Source organism: Curtobacterium sp. Leaf183, assembly GCF_001424385.1.
Taxonomy (GTDB): Bacteria; Actinomycetota; Actinomycetes; order Actinomycetales; family Microbacteriaceae; genus Curtobacterium.
Genome location: NZ_LMPO01000001.1, coordinates 188,630 through 202,283, shown reverse-complemented (window position 1 = coordinate 202,283; position 13,654 = coordinate 188,630). Strand labels below are relative to the sequence as shown.

Annotated in this window: 13 protein-coding genes and 3 tRNA genes; 12 read left to right on the top strand and 4 right to left on the bottom strand. The window is 71.6% G+C overall.

Translation table 11 applies throughout. The annotated features are described in order from the left end of the window. Positions 1 to 95: 95 nt before the first annotated feature. The gene (locus ASG04_RS00895) at positions 96 to 1,355 is read right to left on the bottom strand and encodes an isochorismate synthase MenF (protein ID WP_056118917.1); all 1,260 of its coding nucleotides are present in this window, start codon (positions 1,353 to 1,355) and stop codon (positions 96 to 98) included. A 140-nt stretch (positions 1,356 to 1,495) separates the two neighbouring features. Here ASG04_RS00895 and ASG04_RS00890 point away from each other — a divergent pair, with 140 nt between their 5' ends. The 4 genes from ASG04_RS00890 to ASG04_RS00875 are packed head-to-tail and all read left to right on the top strand — an operon-like array spanning position 1,496 to position 5,944. Continuing rightward, on the top strand, positions 1,496 to 2,287 hold the full coding sequence (locus ASG04_RS00890; protein WP_056118914.1) for a demethylmenaquinone methyltransferase: 792 nt from the start codon (positions 1,496 to 1,498) through the stop codon (positions 2,285 to 2,287). A gap of 44 nt (positions 2,288 to 2,331) precedes the next feature. Further along, positions 2,332 to 3,408: a polyprenyl synthetase family protein gene (locus ASG04_RS00885; protein ID WP_056118911.1), complete on the top strand. Its 1,077-nt coding sequence runs from the start codon at positions 2,332 to 2,334 to the stop codon at positions 3,406 to 3,408. A gap of 60 nt (positions 3,409 to 3,468) precedes the next feature. Further along, positions 3,469 to 4,842, top strand: coding sequence for an FAD-dependent oxidoreductase (locus tag ASG04_RS00880; RefSeq protein ID WP_056118909.1), 1,374 nt, complete (start codon positions 3,469 to 3,471; stop codon positions 4,840 to 4,842). A 4-nt stretch (positions 4,843 to 4,846) separates the two neighbouring features. Further along, positions 4,847 to 5,944, top strand: a complete 1,098-nt coding sequence (locus ASG04_RS00875; RefSeq protein ID WP_056118907.1) for a heparan-alpha-glucosaminide N-acetyltransferase domain-containing protein — start codon at positions 4,847 to 4,849, stop codon at positions 5,942 to 5,944. Between the two features lie 55 nt (positions 5,945 to 5,999). On the opposite strand, the gene cls is transcribed toward ASG04_RS00875, so the two are convergent. After that, a complete protein-coding gene (cls, locus tag ASG04_RS00870) occupies positions 6,000 to 7,460 on the bottom strand; it encodes a cardiolipin synthase (RefSeq protein ID WP_056118903.1) in 1,461 nt (486 codons plus the stop codon). 31 nt (positions 7,461 to 7,491) lie between these two features. Then, positions 7,492 to 7,980, bottom strand: coding sequence for a YajQ family cyclic di-GMP-binding protein (locus tag ASG04_RS00865; protein WP_056120096.1), 489 nt, complete (start codon positions 7,978 to 7,980; stop codon positions 7,492 to 7,494). A 113-nt stretch (positions 7,981 to 8,093) separates the two neighbouring features. Between ASG04_RS00865 and ASG04_RS00860 the strand changes: the two genes are divergently transcribed. The 5 genes from ASG04_RS00860 (at position 8,094) to ASG04_RS00840 (ending at position 10,917) form a co-directional block, all read left to right on the top strand. Continuing rightward, a tRNA-Tyr gene (locus ASG04_RS00860) sits at positions 8,094 to 8,175 on the top strand. A gap of 254 nt (positions 8,176 to 8,429) precedes the next feature. Then, positions 8,430 to 9,251, top strand: a complete 822-nt coding sequence (locus ASG04_RS00855; RefSeq protein WP_056118898.1) for an inositol monophosphatase family protein — start codon at positions 8,430 to 8,432, stop codon at positions 9,249 to 9,251. A gap of 136 nt (positions 9,252 to 9,387) precedes the next feature. Further along, a complete protein-coding gene (locus ASG04_RS00850; RefSeq protein WP_056118895.1) occupies positions 9,388 to 10,650 on the top strand; it encodes a M23 family metallopeptidase in 1,263 nt (420 codons plus the stop codon). Positions 10,651 to 10,739: 89 nt separating this feature from the next. Beyond that, a tRNA-Thr gene (locus ASG04_RS00845) sits at positions 10,740 to 10,811 on the top strand. Between the two features lie 32 nt (positions 10,812 to 10,843). Further along, positions 10,844 to 10,917, top strand: a tRNA-Met gene (locus ASG04_RS00840). 330 nt (positions 10,918 to 11,247) lie between these two features. Here the strand turns inward: ASG04_RS00840 and ASG04_RS00835 are convergent. Further along, a complete protein-coding gene (locus tag ASG04_RS00835) occupies positions 11,248 to 11,628 on the bottom strand; it encodes a hypothetical protein (RefSeq protein ID WP_156463467.1) in 381 nt (126 codons plus the stop codon). 118 nt (positions 11,629 to 11,746) lie between these two features. On the opposite strand from ASG04_RS00835, the gene ASG04_RS00830 reads away from it, so the two are divergent. From ASG04_RS00830 to ASG04_RS00820, 3 genes are read left to right on the top strand one after another with little or no spacing between them, the layout of a single operon-like run. Next, positions 11,747 to 12,196, top strand: a complete 450-nt coding sequence (locus ASG04_RS00830) for an FAS1-like dehydratase domain-containing protein (protein WP_082517696.1) — start codon at positions 11,747 to 11,749, stop codon at positions 12,194 to 12,196. Further along, a complete protein-coding gene (locus ASG04_RS00825) occupies positions 12,193 to 12,618 on the top strand; it encodes a MaoC/PaaZ C-terminal domain-containing protein (protein ID WP_056118883.1) in 426 nt (141 codons plus the stop codon). Before ASG04_RS00830 ends, ASG04_RS00825 begins: the two co-directional genes overlap by 4 nt. Next, positions 12,615 to 13,649: a UDP-N-acetylmuramate dehydrogenase gene (locus ASG04_RS00820; RefSeq protein WP_414835815.1), complete on the top strand. Its 1,035-nt coding sequence runs from the start codon at positions 12,615 to 12,617 to the stop codon at positions 13,647 to 13,649. Before ASG04_RS00825 ends, ASG04_RS00820 begins: the two co-directional genes overlap by 4 nt. The last annotated feature ends 5 nt before the right edge of the window (positions 13,650 to 13,654 follow it).

The window sequence follows — 13,654 nt, the reverse complement described above, 5'->3', positions numbered from 1 at the left end:
TGCGGGGTTGTTGCCGGGCACGGCGCGGTCTTCCTCGCACCAGCTGCGGATCGCGCACCGTGCGGCGGCGCGCTACGGCCGCGCGTCAGCGGCCGCTACGCGAGCGCGTCGCGGATCGGGCGGAACTTCAGGGCCGTCTCGGCGACCTCGCGCTGGGGGTCCGAGCCGCCGACGATGCCGGCGCCCGCCCATGCCGTGACCGTGCCGTCCGGGTCGATCTGGGCGCTGCGCAGCGCGAGCATCCACTCGCCGTCCCCGGACGCCCCGAACCACCCGACCGGCCCGGCGTACCGCCCCCGGTCGACGCCCTCGAGCTCGGAGACCAGCCGCACGGCGACGTCCGTCGGGGTGCCGGCGACGGCGGCGGTGGGGTGGAGCGCGTCGGCGACGTCGAGCGAGGTGGTGCCGACGGGCAGGGTCGCCTGCACGTCGCTCGCCAGGTGCCACAGGTTCGGCAGCTGCAGGCGGAAGGGCTCGGGGTCGACGCGGAGGTCGGTGGCGAGCGGGCGGAGCGCGTCGACGAGTGACGCGGTCGCGAACGCGTGTTCCTCGACGTCCTTGGCGCTGGCGGCGAGGGCCTCGGCGGCGGCCCGGTCGGCGACGGCGTCCGCACCCCGGGCGGCACTGCCGGCGAGGACGCGCGCGGTCAGCCGCGTGCCGTCGGTGCGGGCGAGGGTCTCGGGCGTGGCGCCGACCATCCCGTCCACGGCGAACACGACGCACTGCGGGTAGGTGGCGGCGAGGTCGAGCAGCAGTGCTCGCTGGTCGGCCCGCGGCGGCAGGACTCCGACGAGGTCACGGGCGAGGACGACCTTGCGGGCGTCTCCCGCCGTGATGCGTCGCACGGCCTCGGCCACGGACGCGGCGTAGGCGTGCTCGTCGATCCGGCCGGGGCGCAGCGCGACGGACAGGTGCGGTCCGACGTGGGGGACCGGGACGGACGTGCGGGTGAAGGCGAGGGGGGCGGGGTCGGGTGTGGTGTCGATCGCCGTCAACCAGGCCTTGCCCCGGCGCCGCCCCACCACGACCCGCGGGACGATCAGGACGCTGGTGGACGCGGAGTCGTCGGCGAACGCGAAGGTCCCGAACGCGACGAGCCCGGAGCCGCGCAGCTGGACCGGGTCGTCGACCTCGGCGCGGGCGACGATGTCACGCCAGACGGCGGCGGCGTCGCGCATGCGCGTGGGCCCGGTGAACACGAACCGGAGGGCTTCGCCGATCCCGACGATGCCGTCGCCGTTGCGCACGAAGGCGAGCGGTTGGTCGGGGAGCGTGTGGCGGAGCACGGCGCCCGGGTCGTCGAGGATCCGGGTCGAGACCGTGAGCGGCGGCGCCGCCGTGGCGGTTCGGTTCACGGGCCGATCGTACGCGAGGCGTCCGACGCCGGGCCGCGCGGACGGTCGGCTGCGGCCGCTGTCGGCGGACGCGCCCGGGAGGCCCGCGGCCGCGCCGGTCGTTCCGGCAACGCACGGGACGGACCTCTAGGATCAGACGGGTGAGCAGAGCGGACATGCACAAGCGGCCGGACGAAGTGGCGGCCATGTTCGACGACGTCGCGGAGAAGTACGACCTGACCAACGACATCCTCTCCGCCGGCAACGCCCCGCTGTGGCGGGTGGCGACCGTCCGCGCCGTCGATCCCCAGCCGGGCGAGCGCGTCCTCGACATCGCCGCGGGCACCGGCACGAGTGCGGCCGTGATCGCGAAGAAGGGTGCCGACGTCACGGCGCTCGACCTGTCGGCGGGCATGATCGCCGTCGGACGTGAGCGGCACCCCGAGATCACCTTCGTCGAGGGCGACGCCGAGCACCTGCCCTTCGACGACGACACCTTCGACGCCGTCACCATCTCGTTCGGTCTGCGCAACGTGAACGACCCGCACCAGGCGCTCGGCGAGATGCTCCGGGTGCTCAAGCCCGGCGGCCGCGTCGTGATCTGCGAGTTCTCGACCCCGCCCCTGGCCGCACTGCGGCTCGGCTACGGCGCGTACCTCAAGCGGGTCCTGCCCGGCATCGCGCGCGTGTCGAGCAGCAACCCCGCCGCCTACCGCTACCTGGCCGAGTCGATCGAGGCCTGGCCCGAACAGCAGGTCCTCAGCCAGTGGCTGCGCGGCGTCGGCTTCACGATGGTGGCGTACCGCAACCTGACGGCCGGTATCGTCGCCCTGCACCGCGGACGCAAGCCCGTCGCCGGGACCGTGCGCGAGTCCGTCGCCCGTCGTGCCAAGGCGCGCCGGGACCACCAGGGCACCGGCGAGCAGCCGCGTGTCGAGCCGACCGACAGCTGACCGGCACCTCCTCCCGCACACGGCCCCCGAACACGGAGCACCACTTGAACCCGAGCGTCCCGGTCGCACGCCGCGCACCGAGTCTCCGAGCGTCGCTCGGCATCGGCGAGCGGATGTTCGCCAGCCCCGCGGAGCGTCGGTTCATCACCGCCGTGGACGACGGCCTCGAGCTCGTCGAGCAGGGCTTGGACGACGCCATGCGCTCTGCCGACACGCTGGCCGACACGACCAGCCGGTACCTGCTGTCCGCGGGCGGCAAGCGGATCCGCCCCACCCTGACGCTCCTGATCGCGCAGCTCGGCAACGGTGTCACCGACCACGTCGTCAAGGCAGCGGTGAGCGTCGAGACCACACACCTGGCGTCGCTTTACCACGACGACGTCATGGACGAGGCACCGGTGCGCCGCGGTGTCCCCGCCGCCCACGTGACGTACGGCAACAACGTCGCGATCCTCACCGGCGACCTGCTCTTCGCCCGCGCCAGCCTGATCACCGCGGACCTGGGCCCCGAGGGCATCCGGATGCAGGCAGAGACCTTCCAACGACTGTGCATGGGGCAGCTGCACGAGACGACTGGTCCGCAGCCCGACGACGACCCCGTCGAGCACTACATCCAGGTGCTCAGCGACAAGACCGGGTCCCTCATCGCGACGGCCGCCCGTGCGGGTGTGCTGTTCTCCGGTGCCGACCGCGCCTACCTCGAGGCCGTCGGGACGTTCGGCGAGAAGGTCGGCGTCGCCTTCCAGCTCGTCGACGACGTGATCGACCTGGCCCCGGCGAAGGACAAGACCGGCAAGATCGCCGGCAACGACCTGCGGGCCGGTGTCGACACGCTGCCGCTGCTGCAGCTCCGGCGTCGTGCGGCGTCCGAGCCGGGTGCCGCCGCGCTGCTCGAGCGGATCGAACGCGACGTCACCGGAGCCCCCGACGACGCGGTCACCACGAACGAGTACCTGTCCGCGGTCGCCGCGCTCCGCGACCACGAGGCCACCGTCGCCACCCGGGCGCTCGCGGCGCAGTGGGCCGGCGAAGCGGTCGTCGCCCTCGAACCGCTGCCCGACGGCGTCGTGAAACGCGCCCTCACACGGTTCGCCGAGTCCGTCGTCGACCGCAGCCGCTGACCCGGCGGGCAACCGCGCCGCACCACGGCACCACCCCTCGAACGAACCTGGAGACGATCAGTGCCCACCCTCCGCCTCGCCATCGTCGGCGCCGGTCCCGCCGGCATCTACGCCGCGGACATCCTGCTTCGGGAAGCGCACGCCTACGACGTGTCGATCGACCTCTTCGAGCAGCTCCCGGCGCCCTACGGCCTGGTCCGGTACGGCGTCGCGCCCGACCACCCGCGCATCAAGGGCATCATCAACGCGCTGCGCGACGTGCTCGACCGCGGCGACATCCGGATCTTCGGCAACGTCGAGTTCGGCAAGGACATCACGCTCGACGACCTGCGCAAGCACTACAACGCCGTCGTGTTCTCGACGGGCGCGATCAAGGACGCCGACCTCGACGTCCCCGGCGTCGAGCTCGAGGGCTCCTACGGCGCGGCGGAGTTCGTCAGCTGGTTCGACGGACACCCGGACGTCCCCCGCACCTGGCCGCTCGAGGCCGAGAGCGTCGCGGTCATCGGCAACGGCAACGTCGCGCTCGACGTCTCCCGCATCCTGGCCAAGCACGCCGACGACCTGCTGCCGACCGAGGTTCCGGACAACGTCTACCAGGGCCTCAAGCGCTCGCCCGTCACCGACGTGCACGTCTTCGGCCGCCGCGGTCCCGCCCAGGTGAAGTTCACCCCGCTCGAGCTCCGCGAACTCGGCGAGGTCCCCGACGTCGACATGGTCGTGTACGACGAGGACTTCGACCACGACGAGGCGTCGCTCACCGCGATCCAGACGAACAAGCAGGTCATGGTCATCAACCGCGTGCTCGAGCAGTGGCGGAAGCGCGAGGTCGGGCAGGCCAGCCGCCGCCTGCACCTGCACTTCTACGCGAAGCCGCTCGAGTTCGTCGGCGACGACCAGGGCCGCGTCGCAGCGATCCGGTACGAGCGCACCCGGCCGAACGGTCAGGGCGGCGTCGAGGGCACGGGCGAGATCCGCGAGATCCCGATCCAGGCGGCCTATCGCGCGGTCGGCTACTTCGGCTCCCCGGTGCCCGGCGTCCCGTTCGACGAGCGGCACGGTGTCATCCCGAACCACGAGGGCCAGGTCCTCGACGACGACAACCAGCAGATCCCGGGCCTGTACGCCACGGGCTGGATCAAGCGCGGGCCGGTCGGCCTGATCGGCCACACCAAGTCCGACGCGATGGAGACCGTGCAGCACATCGTCAACGACCAGGCCAGCTGGTGGACGCCGGAGGACCCGTCCGAGGGCGCGATCCCGGCGCTCCTGCGCGAACGCGGTGTCGAGTACACCGACCTCGACGGCTGGCACCGCCTCGACGAGCACGAGATCGCGCTCGGCGAGCCGCAGGGTCGTGCGCGGGTCAAGGTCGTGCCGCGCGACGCCATGATCGACGCGTCACTCGGCCGCGAGCCAGCCGACCGGGTCTGACGCCATGACCGCCGTGCGCCCCGCCCTCGCCACCGAGGTGCGGGGCGCCCGCCTGTCCGGGGTCGACGTCGCCCGGGCGGTCGCCCTGTTCGGCATGGTCGCCGCGCACGTCGGCGGCATCGCCGAGCAGCTCGACTGGAGTGACCCCGCGTCGTGGTCCGCTGTGGTGAACGGCAGGTCCTCGACGCTCTTCGCCGTGCTGGCCGGGGTGTCGGTCGGGCTCGTCAGCGGCCGGCAGCACCCGCCCGGACCGCAGGCGATCACGCGGATCCGCGGTCGTCTGGCCGTCCGTGCGCTGGTCATCGTCCTGATCGGCATCATGCTCATGGGACTCGGTACGTCCGTCTACGTGATCCTGCCGACCTACGGCGCACTGTTCCTGCTCGTGCTGCCGGCACTGCGCTGGCGACGACGCACACTGCTCGTCGCCGCGGGGGTCTGCGCGCTCGTCTCCGCGCCCGCGGCGATCGCGATCGTGCCGCTCTACGCCGGGGCCGACACGTTCGGGGTGCAGCTCGGCCTGGTGTACCCCGTGATCACCTTCCTGGCGTTCGTGCTGGTCGGGCTGGCGGTCGCCCGGTCTGTACTGGAGGAGCGGGGCACGCAGATCGCGCTCCTCGCGTCCGGCGCACTGGTCGCCGCCACCGCGTACGTCGTCGGCTCGGTCGCCGCCCCCGTCCCGGTCGATGCGGGGGACGCGTTCCCCGGGGTGCCGTTCGTCCCGGAGGGTGCGACGGTCGGACAGGGGTTCGCGCAGGTGTTCCTGTCGCCGCGCGACCACTCCGGGTCGATCGTCGACGTCGTCGGGTCCGCCGGGGTCGCCGTCGCCGTCATCGCGCTCTGCACGTTGCTGGTCGACGGCCGCGGGCGGACCGTCGAGCGGATCGCGACGCCGTTGTCCGCGGTCGGGTCGATGCCGCTGACGATCTACGCGCTGCACCTCGTCGTGATCGCCGCACTGCCCGCGCTGCCGCAGCAGGCCGCGACGTGGTGGTGGTTCGTGTTCGGCGCCGTGCTGTTCGCGATGCTGTGGCAGCGGTTCCTCGGCCGGGGACCGGCCGAGCGGCTCGTCGCCCGGATCGCCGCGTCGGTCGTCCGCTGACACCGTCGGGACCGCAGCGGCACCACCGGGCGCGAGCCGGGCCTCCTGTCCGGCGCTACTGCAGTGCTGCCGTGAGCCGCGCGACGTTGTCGAGCACCTGCGAACGTCGCGTGCGTCCGAGCCAGGTCTCGAGGTCGAGCTGGATGCTCTCTTGACGGTACGAGCTCTGCACGCCACGAAGGGCGTTGACGAACCGCTCGCCGCGCACCATGACCGAGATCTCGAGGTTGAGGGAGAACGAGCGCATGTCCATGTTGCTCGATCCGATGACGGCGACGTCGTCGTCGATCGTGAAGTGCTTGGCGTGCAGGATCGTCGGTGCCCGGTACAGCCAGATCTTCACGCCGGCGCGGAGCAGACCCTCGTAGTACGAGCGCTGCGCGTGCCACGTCATCGCGTGGTCGCCGATCTGCCCGACGAAGAGCTCGACCTCGACCCCGCGCTGCGCCGTCGTGGTGATGGCGTAGAGCATCGAGTCGTCCGGGACGAAGTACGGCGAGGTGATCGACACCCTCTTCTGTGCCGAGTAGAGCAGCGCGTTGAACAGGCGCAGGTTGTTCTCGCCGTCGAAACCCGGGCCGGAGGGGACGACCTGGCAGTCCAGGGCGTCGCCGCGGTCGGCTCGCTGGACGGGGTCGCTCTCGCGCAGCAGCAGTTCGTCGGTCTCGCTGTACCAGTCGGTCACGAACAGGGCGTTGATCCCCGCGACGACCGGGCCCTCGAACCGTGCGAAGAGGTCCTTGTACGCCAGGCCCTTCTCGATGTGCGCCTTCGTGTCGTAGGACCGGTCGATCAGGTTCTGCGAACCCGTGAACGCGATCGACCCGTCGATCACCATGATCTTGCGGTGGTTCCGGAGGTCGGGTCGCTGGAACTTCCCCTGCAGCGGCTGCAGCGGCAGCATCAGGTGCCACTCGATGCCCGCCTCGTCGAGGAACGCCAGCGTGTCCTTGAAGCCCGGGTACCCGCGGCTGGCCCAGTGGTCCATGAGGAACCGGATGGTGACGCCCCGGGCCTGTGCCCGCGCCAGCGCCTCGAAGAACGGGCGGGTGGTGTCGTCGAGCGAGGCGATGTAGAACTCGACGTGCACGAAGCGCCGGGACGCGTCGATCGCCTTCGCCATCTCGGCGAAGGACTCGTCGTAGTCGGGGTAGAGCTCGGCCGAGTTGCCGCCGACCAGGGGCATCGCGCCCAGCGTCCGGTTCAGCGTCGTGATGCTCTCGAACCAGTGCGGCCACGGGTGGTCTCGTCGCACACGCTCGATGCCCTCGGTCTGCTCGAGGATGTACGCGTTGATCTCGGTCTGCTTCTCTCGCCGGGCCTTCGGCAGCTTCGTCGACCCGATGACCAGGAAGACGATGAAGCCGATGTAGGGGATGAGGAAGATCGCGAGGAGCCAACCCGTGGCCGTCTGGGGCTTGCGGTTGATCGGGACGTAGATGATCGAGAACGCGCGGATCGCCAGGTCCAGCAGGATCAGGAGGATGACCAGGGCGACGGTGAGCCAGTGCTCCACGGGGGTGTCGAGTCGTCGGGGGGTCGGCGCGTCAGCGGAAGTTGATGAACTGCAGCGGCACGTCGAACTCTTCGCCCTTGAGCAGCTGGATCGTGTTCTGCAGGTCGTCGCGGCTCTTGGAGGAGACCCGGAGTTCGTCGCCCTGGATCTGGCTCTTCACGCTCTTGGCGGCGTTGGCCCGGAGGAACGCGCCGATCTTCTTCGCCACGTCCTGCTCGATGCCGTTCTTGAACGACACCTCGATGCGGAACTCCTTGCCCGAGGCGTAGGGCTCGCCGGCATCGATGCTCTTGAGGCTGATGCCGCGCTTGATGGCCTTCGACTCGAACACGTCGAGGACGGCCGTGGCGCGCTCGGCGGTGTTCGCCTTGATGAGGACGTCCTCGCCGCTGAACGCGATCGAGGCGCCGACGCCCTTGAAGTCGTAGCGCTGCTCGATCTCCTTCGCGGCCTGGTTGAGGGCGTTGTCCGCCTCCATCTTGTCGACCTTGCTGACCACGTCGAAGGAGCTGTCTGCCATGCCGTCCACCCTATCCATCGCTGCTGATCGCGGTTGGTCGCGACCATCGCCGACCATCCGGTATGCTGTTCTGGCGCCTCCGGTTGGTGATCACACGGGCTGGGTGCGCGCATGGCGAGTTACCCAAGCGGCCAAAGGGATCTGACTGTAAATCAGCCGGCGTAGCCTTCGGGGGTTCGAATCCCTCACTCGCCACGTGTCCATTCGCTGAAGAACTCTCTGCGGGTGGTGACGACATCGGACAGGGCCCCGTTTCTGACGGGGCCCTGTTCTGTTTGTCGACAGGGCCCCGCTTCTGACGGGCCCCTTTCTCGTCGTGTGCCGCACGCCCTCGTTCCTGACGGGCTGGACCGCGCCGGACAGGAGGCCCGGTGCGGGCTGGACCGCTGCCTCCCGTCCGGTGGGCCCGGCCTGAACACCCGGTCGCACGGTGCTGGGAGGATCGGAGCATGAGCGCTGAGCCGACACCGACCGAACTCGCCGACCTGGCCCAGGCCATCGCGACCGAAGCCGCCACACTCGCAGCCCGCCGTCGTGCCGAGGGCGTCGAGGTCGCTGACCGCAAGTCCAGCATCGTCGACGTCGTCACCGCCGCCGACCGAGAAGTCGAGTCCCTCGTCCACGACCGCATCCGCGCAGCACGCCCCGACGACGGCTTCCTGGGCGAGGAGACCGGTGCGACACCAGGCTCCACGGGCATCACGTGGGTGGTCGACCCCATCGACGGCACCGTCAACTACCTGTACGGCAGCTCGCAGTACGCCGTCAGCATCGGGGTCGTCCGCGGCGAACCGGACCCCGCCGTCTGGGAGCCGATCGCCGGCGTCGTCGTGGCTCCTGCCACCGGCGACGTGTACCGCGCCGTCGCGGGGTCACCGGCGACGCTGAACGGTGCGCCGATCGCCGTCGCCACGCCGGCGTCGCTCGCCGAGACCCTCGTCGCCACCGGGTTCGGCTACACGGTGGACCGCCGTCGTGAGCAGGTCGCCGTGCTCGCCGGACTGCTCGGCGAGGTCCGCGACATCCGCCGCGGTGGCTCCGCTGCGCTCGACTGCTGCGCGGTCGGTGCCGGCGTGGTGGACGCCTACTACGAGCGTGGTGTGAACCCGTGGGACATCGCAGCCGGAGCCATCGTGGCCGCCTCGTCCGGCGCCGTCGTCCGCACCTGGCAGGCGGGCGGTACGCGCTCCTTCCTGTTCGCGGCACCGTCGGTCGCCGCACCGCTCGAGGAACTCGTCCGCACCGCCGAGGCCACTGCTCTGGCCAGCTGACCCCACCTCTGGGGAGCGGTCCGGGTCCCCGTCACGACTGGCGGAGCGCCGAGAGCCCTGGTACCGTCGCTCGGGTCCCGTTATCTGCTCGTTACCAATGAGCGCATCTGCCTCGATCAGGATCTGCACCGTACGTATGCCCCGAACTCCGCTCTCGCCCGTCGCCGCCGACCAGAAGGTCTCCGATGCACCGGCACCAGCCGTCCATCTGACCCGCCGGGCCCGTATCGAAGCGGAACGCGCCGTCGCCAAGCAGTCGGTCCGACGCGACCAGCCCGTCGCCGCCCCTGCCGAGCCGGTCGCCGCCGCACGTTCGACCGCTGACTCGCCCGCGCTGCCGGTCACGCCGCCAGCACCGGCTTCCCCGGTGCTGCCGGCCTCGACGCTCCAGCCGGAGACGCCCCCGGCGCCGACCTCGCCGGTCGTCGCACCGGCGGCCGTCCGTCGAGCCGCAGCAGCGGCCTCCGGTCCGAGCGCCCCTCGCCCGACGGCCACGCGCCCGGACGCCACCCCGCGCGGCGCCGCCAGGACTGCTGCCCCGCGCAAGCAGACCGCCGCTCCCCGCCCGCAGACCGCCGCTCCGCGGCCGCAGGCAGCCGCGTCCGCGCGCACCGCCGCTCCGGTGGCCCCGCGCCGTGTCGATCGCGCGACCCGCCACCTCGGTGCCACCGCTCGTCCGGCTGCGATGCCCACGCCGCGACGGGGGAGCGCCTTCCAGCGGAACGCCTCGCGGGTCACGGCGGTCGGTGCACTGCTCTTCGTCGCCGGGCTCGTCGTGTCGACGTCGCTGCCGGCGCAGGCGCTCTACACCCCGGAGCCCGGCTCGACCACGCAGCGGGCCGCCGTCGCGGGCGACGCCCAGTCCCTCGCCGTCGGCGACGCCACCGAGGCCGAGACCGGTCGCGACGCCTACACGGTCTCCGACGCCACGCAGTACAAGAACGTCGACTCCTCGAGCTTCACGAACGACGCGAACGGCACCATCCAGTGGCCGTTCCTGACCGGCGTGCCGATCACCTCCGGCTTCGGCGGTCGTCAGGTCGAGGGCTGCTCGTTCTGCTCGACGAACCACCAGGGCGTCGACTTCGCACCGGGCGCCGGCACGCCGATCCGCGTCATCGCCGCGGGCACCGTCATCAAGGTGCAGCCCGACGACGGCGGCTTCGGCAACGACGTCTGGGTCGAGCACGACGTCGACGGCAAGCAGTTCACCAGCGTCTACGGGCACATGATGGACAACTCGTTCAAGGTCGTGAAGGGCCAGCAGGTCGCGGTCGGCGACGAGCTCGGTCTGGTCGGCTCGACGGGCAACTCCACGGGCCCGCACCTGCACCTCGAGGTCCACGTCGACGGCGTCCCGGTGGACCCGCTGGCATGGCTCAAGGCGAACGCGAACTAGCTCCGCGGACGGCACGCCCGGGCGTCGTGGCCGGTTCCGGACCACCGTCCGGGTTCTGCTATCCTCGTGTGGTGCCGCTCGCGGTACTCGCCCCGATAGCTCAGTGGTAGAGCACTTCCATGGTAAGGAAGGGGTCGTCAGTTCAATCCTGACTCGGGGCTCCGACCCGGCGAGAACTCATCGCCGGATCTGTGGCGGGGTAGCTCAGTTGGTTAGAGCACACGACTCATAATCGTGGGGTCGCGGGTTCAAGTCCCGCCCTCGCTACCGCAAGCCCGGCGTCCGCGCCGGGCTTTCGTCGTTCCCGGGGCTCGCGCTGGTGGCGTGGCGGACGGGGAGCATCTCGCACGAACGCAGTTCGCGCCCCCTTGCGGACGTCGCGCCCCGTGGTGCGGGGGCGCGACGGGCGTGCGGGGGTGCGACCCCACCGACTGGAGGCCCGGCGCGCGTCCGCCGGACCGGAACGGGGCCTCCAGGCGGTCGCCGCCCGCCGCTCGACGCCGCCGAATTTCTCACAACCGCGATCACGTCGCGCCGTGCGTTCACGTGGTTCCGCGCGCCTTGAGTTCCGCGAACGCAATTCGCATGACGCCGGACCTATCGACCGCCCGGCGCGACGAGCAAGCCGGCCGCGCGCAGCGACCCCTCGACCGCGCGCGACACCCGCCGCCAGTGCTCCCGCCGCCGGTCAGCGCCGATCGACCCGCCCACCACCGCCGGGCCGTGGTCGGCGTGCCGCAGCGTCAGGGTCGACCGGCTCCCTGCGGTCGACACGACCAGCTCGTACCGGCGGTACTCCCGCGCCGGGTGGACGAGCGCGCCGAGCAGCATCGTCAGGACACGACTGCCGGACTCGGCGACGATCGTCCCCGGGGCGGCGTCGACGCGATGCCCGGCCGACCGCAGTGCAGCGCCGGCGAGCTCCATCGCGGCGCTGCGGTCGCCCGTGTGCACCGCGTACTCGATCGTGGTCTCCATCGCACCCTCCCAGAGTGAAGACAGCGCGTCGACGCCCCCTCCGGCACCGCGCCCCGCGAGCATACGCGATCCATCCTCAGGACCCGTGCGACCCGCTGCCGTCGATAGACTGCCGGTCGTGTCAGTGAACCCCGAGCTCGTCGGCAGGACGTTCCCGCCGGCCCCGCCCTACCTGGTCGGTCGCGAGAAGGTGCGTGAGTTCGCACGCGCGACGTTCGCGACCAACCCGATCCACCACGAGACGGACGCCGCCCGTGCCGCCGGCTACGCCGACGTCGTCGCACCGGCCACCTTCGCGGTCGTCGTGCAGGAAGCCACGTTGGCCCAGCTCCTCGCCGAACCCGACGCGGGCATCGACTTCTCGCGCGTGGTGCACGGTGAGCAGAAGTTCACCTACGACCGGCCGATCGTGGCGGGTGACGAGCTCACCGCGACCCTGACGGTGACGAGCGTCAAGACGCTCGGCGGCAACGCCATGGTCACCGCCGAGAGCACCATGAGCGACGCCGCGGGGGAGCACGTCGTCACGGCGACCTCCACCCTCGTGGTCCGAGGAGACGACGCATGAGCACCGCAACCCCCACCACGGCCGAGGTCGGCACGGTGGTCGCCGAGCGTGAGGTCCACCTCACCCGCGACTCTCTCGTGCGTTACGCCGGTGCGTCCGGGGACTTCAACCCGATCCACTACCGCGACGACGTCGCCACCTCCGTCGGGCTGCCCGGTGTGCTCGCGCACGGCATGCTCACGATGGGCCTCGCCGTCCAGCCCGTGTCCGAGTGGCTCGGCGACCGCGGGTGGATCGCCTCCTACGGCGTCCGCTTCACGCGCCCGGTGGTCGTCGACCCCGAGCAGGGCGCAACCGTCGGCGTCGTCGCCAAGGTCGGCACCGTCGACGACCAGGGCCGTCCGCAGCGCATCGACCTCACCGTGACCGCCGCCGGACAGACCGTGCTCGGCAAGGCGCAGGTCACGGTGGTGTTCCGCTGATCGTGGCCGACACCCTCCTCGCCGACCTCACGACCCTGCGCGTCGGGGGAGCCGCCGGTCGCCTGCTCACCGCGGACACCACCGACGAGCTCGTCGCGCACGTCCGCCACGCCTGGGGCGACGACGACTGGCTCGTGGTCGGCGGCGGCAGCAACCTGCTCGTCGCCGACGACGGCTTCGACGGCACCGTGGTGCTGGTCCGGACCCGGGGCGTCGAACACGACACCACCACGGACGGCGTCACCGTCCGCGTCGCCGCCGGGGAACCCTGGGACGCGTTCGTCGCGTCGACCGTCGAGCGCGGTTGGACCGGACTGGAGGCCCTCAGCGGCATCCCGGGCACCGTCGGTGCGAGCCCCGTGCAGAACATCGGGGCGTACGGGGTCGAGCTGTCCGACGTGCTCACCCGGGTCGAGTTCCTCGACGCGGCCACGGGGGAGCGCGCGTGGCTCGACGCGGCCGAGCTGGAGCTCGGCTACCGCACCTCGACGCTCAAGCACGGGCGACGCGGGGTCGTCCTGACCGTCGAGTTCGCGCTCGGCACCGACGTCCAAGGTGGTGTGCCCGTGCGGTACGCGCAGCTGGCTGGCTCCCTCGGTGTGACGCTGGGCGACCGGGTCGACCCCGCCCAGGTGCGTTCCACGGTCCTGGCCTTGCGGTCCTCGAAGGGGATGGTCCTCGACGACGACGACCAGGACACCTGGAGCGCCGGCTCGTTCTTCACCAACCCGATCGTCTCGGCCGGGTTCGCCGAGTCCCTGCCTGCCGACGCGCCGAGCTGGCCGGTCGGCGAGGACGTCAAGCTCAGCGCCGCGTGGCTCATCGAGCACGCCGGCGTCCACCGCGGGTACGCGCTTGCCGGCTCCCGTGCCGGCATCTCCACCAAGCACACGCTCGCGCTGACGAACCGCGGCGGTGCGACCGCCGCCCAGGTCGCCGAGCTGGCGCGGTACGTCCAGGTGAGCGTGCTCAACCGCTTCGGTGTGGCGCTGGTGCCGGAACCCGTGGTCGTCGGCGACCTGCTCGCCTGAGCCGT

Excerpts from the sequence above, each read along its gene's own strand:
- ASG04_RS00875 (WP_056118907.1), top strand. The coding sequence starts at position 4,847 with ATGACCGCCGTGCGCCCCGCCCTCGCCACCGAGGTGCGGGGCGCCCGC.
- ASG04_RS00865 (WP_056120096.1), bottom strand. The coding sequence starts at position 7,980 with ATGGCAGACAGCTCCTTCGACGTGGTCAGCAAGGTCGACAAGATGGAG.
- ASG04_RS00855 (WP_056118898.1), top strand. The coding sequence starts at position 8,430 with ATGAGCGCTGAGCCGACACCGACCGAACTCGCCGACCTGGCCCAGGCC.
- ASG04_RS00850 (WP_056118895.1), top strand. The coding sequence starts at position 9,388 with ATGCCCCGAACTCCGCTCTCGCCCGTCGCCGCCGACCAGAAGGTCTCC.
- ASG04_RS00835 (WP_156463467.1), bottom strand. The coding sequence starts at position 11,628 with ATGGAGACCACGATCGAGTACGCGGTGCACACGGGCGACCGCAGCGCC.
- ASG04_RS00825 (WP_056118883.1), top strand. The coding sequence starts at position 12,193 with ATGAGCACCGCAACCCCCACCACGGCCGAGGTCGGCACGGTGGTCGCC.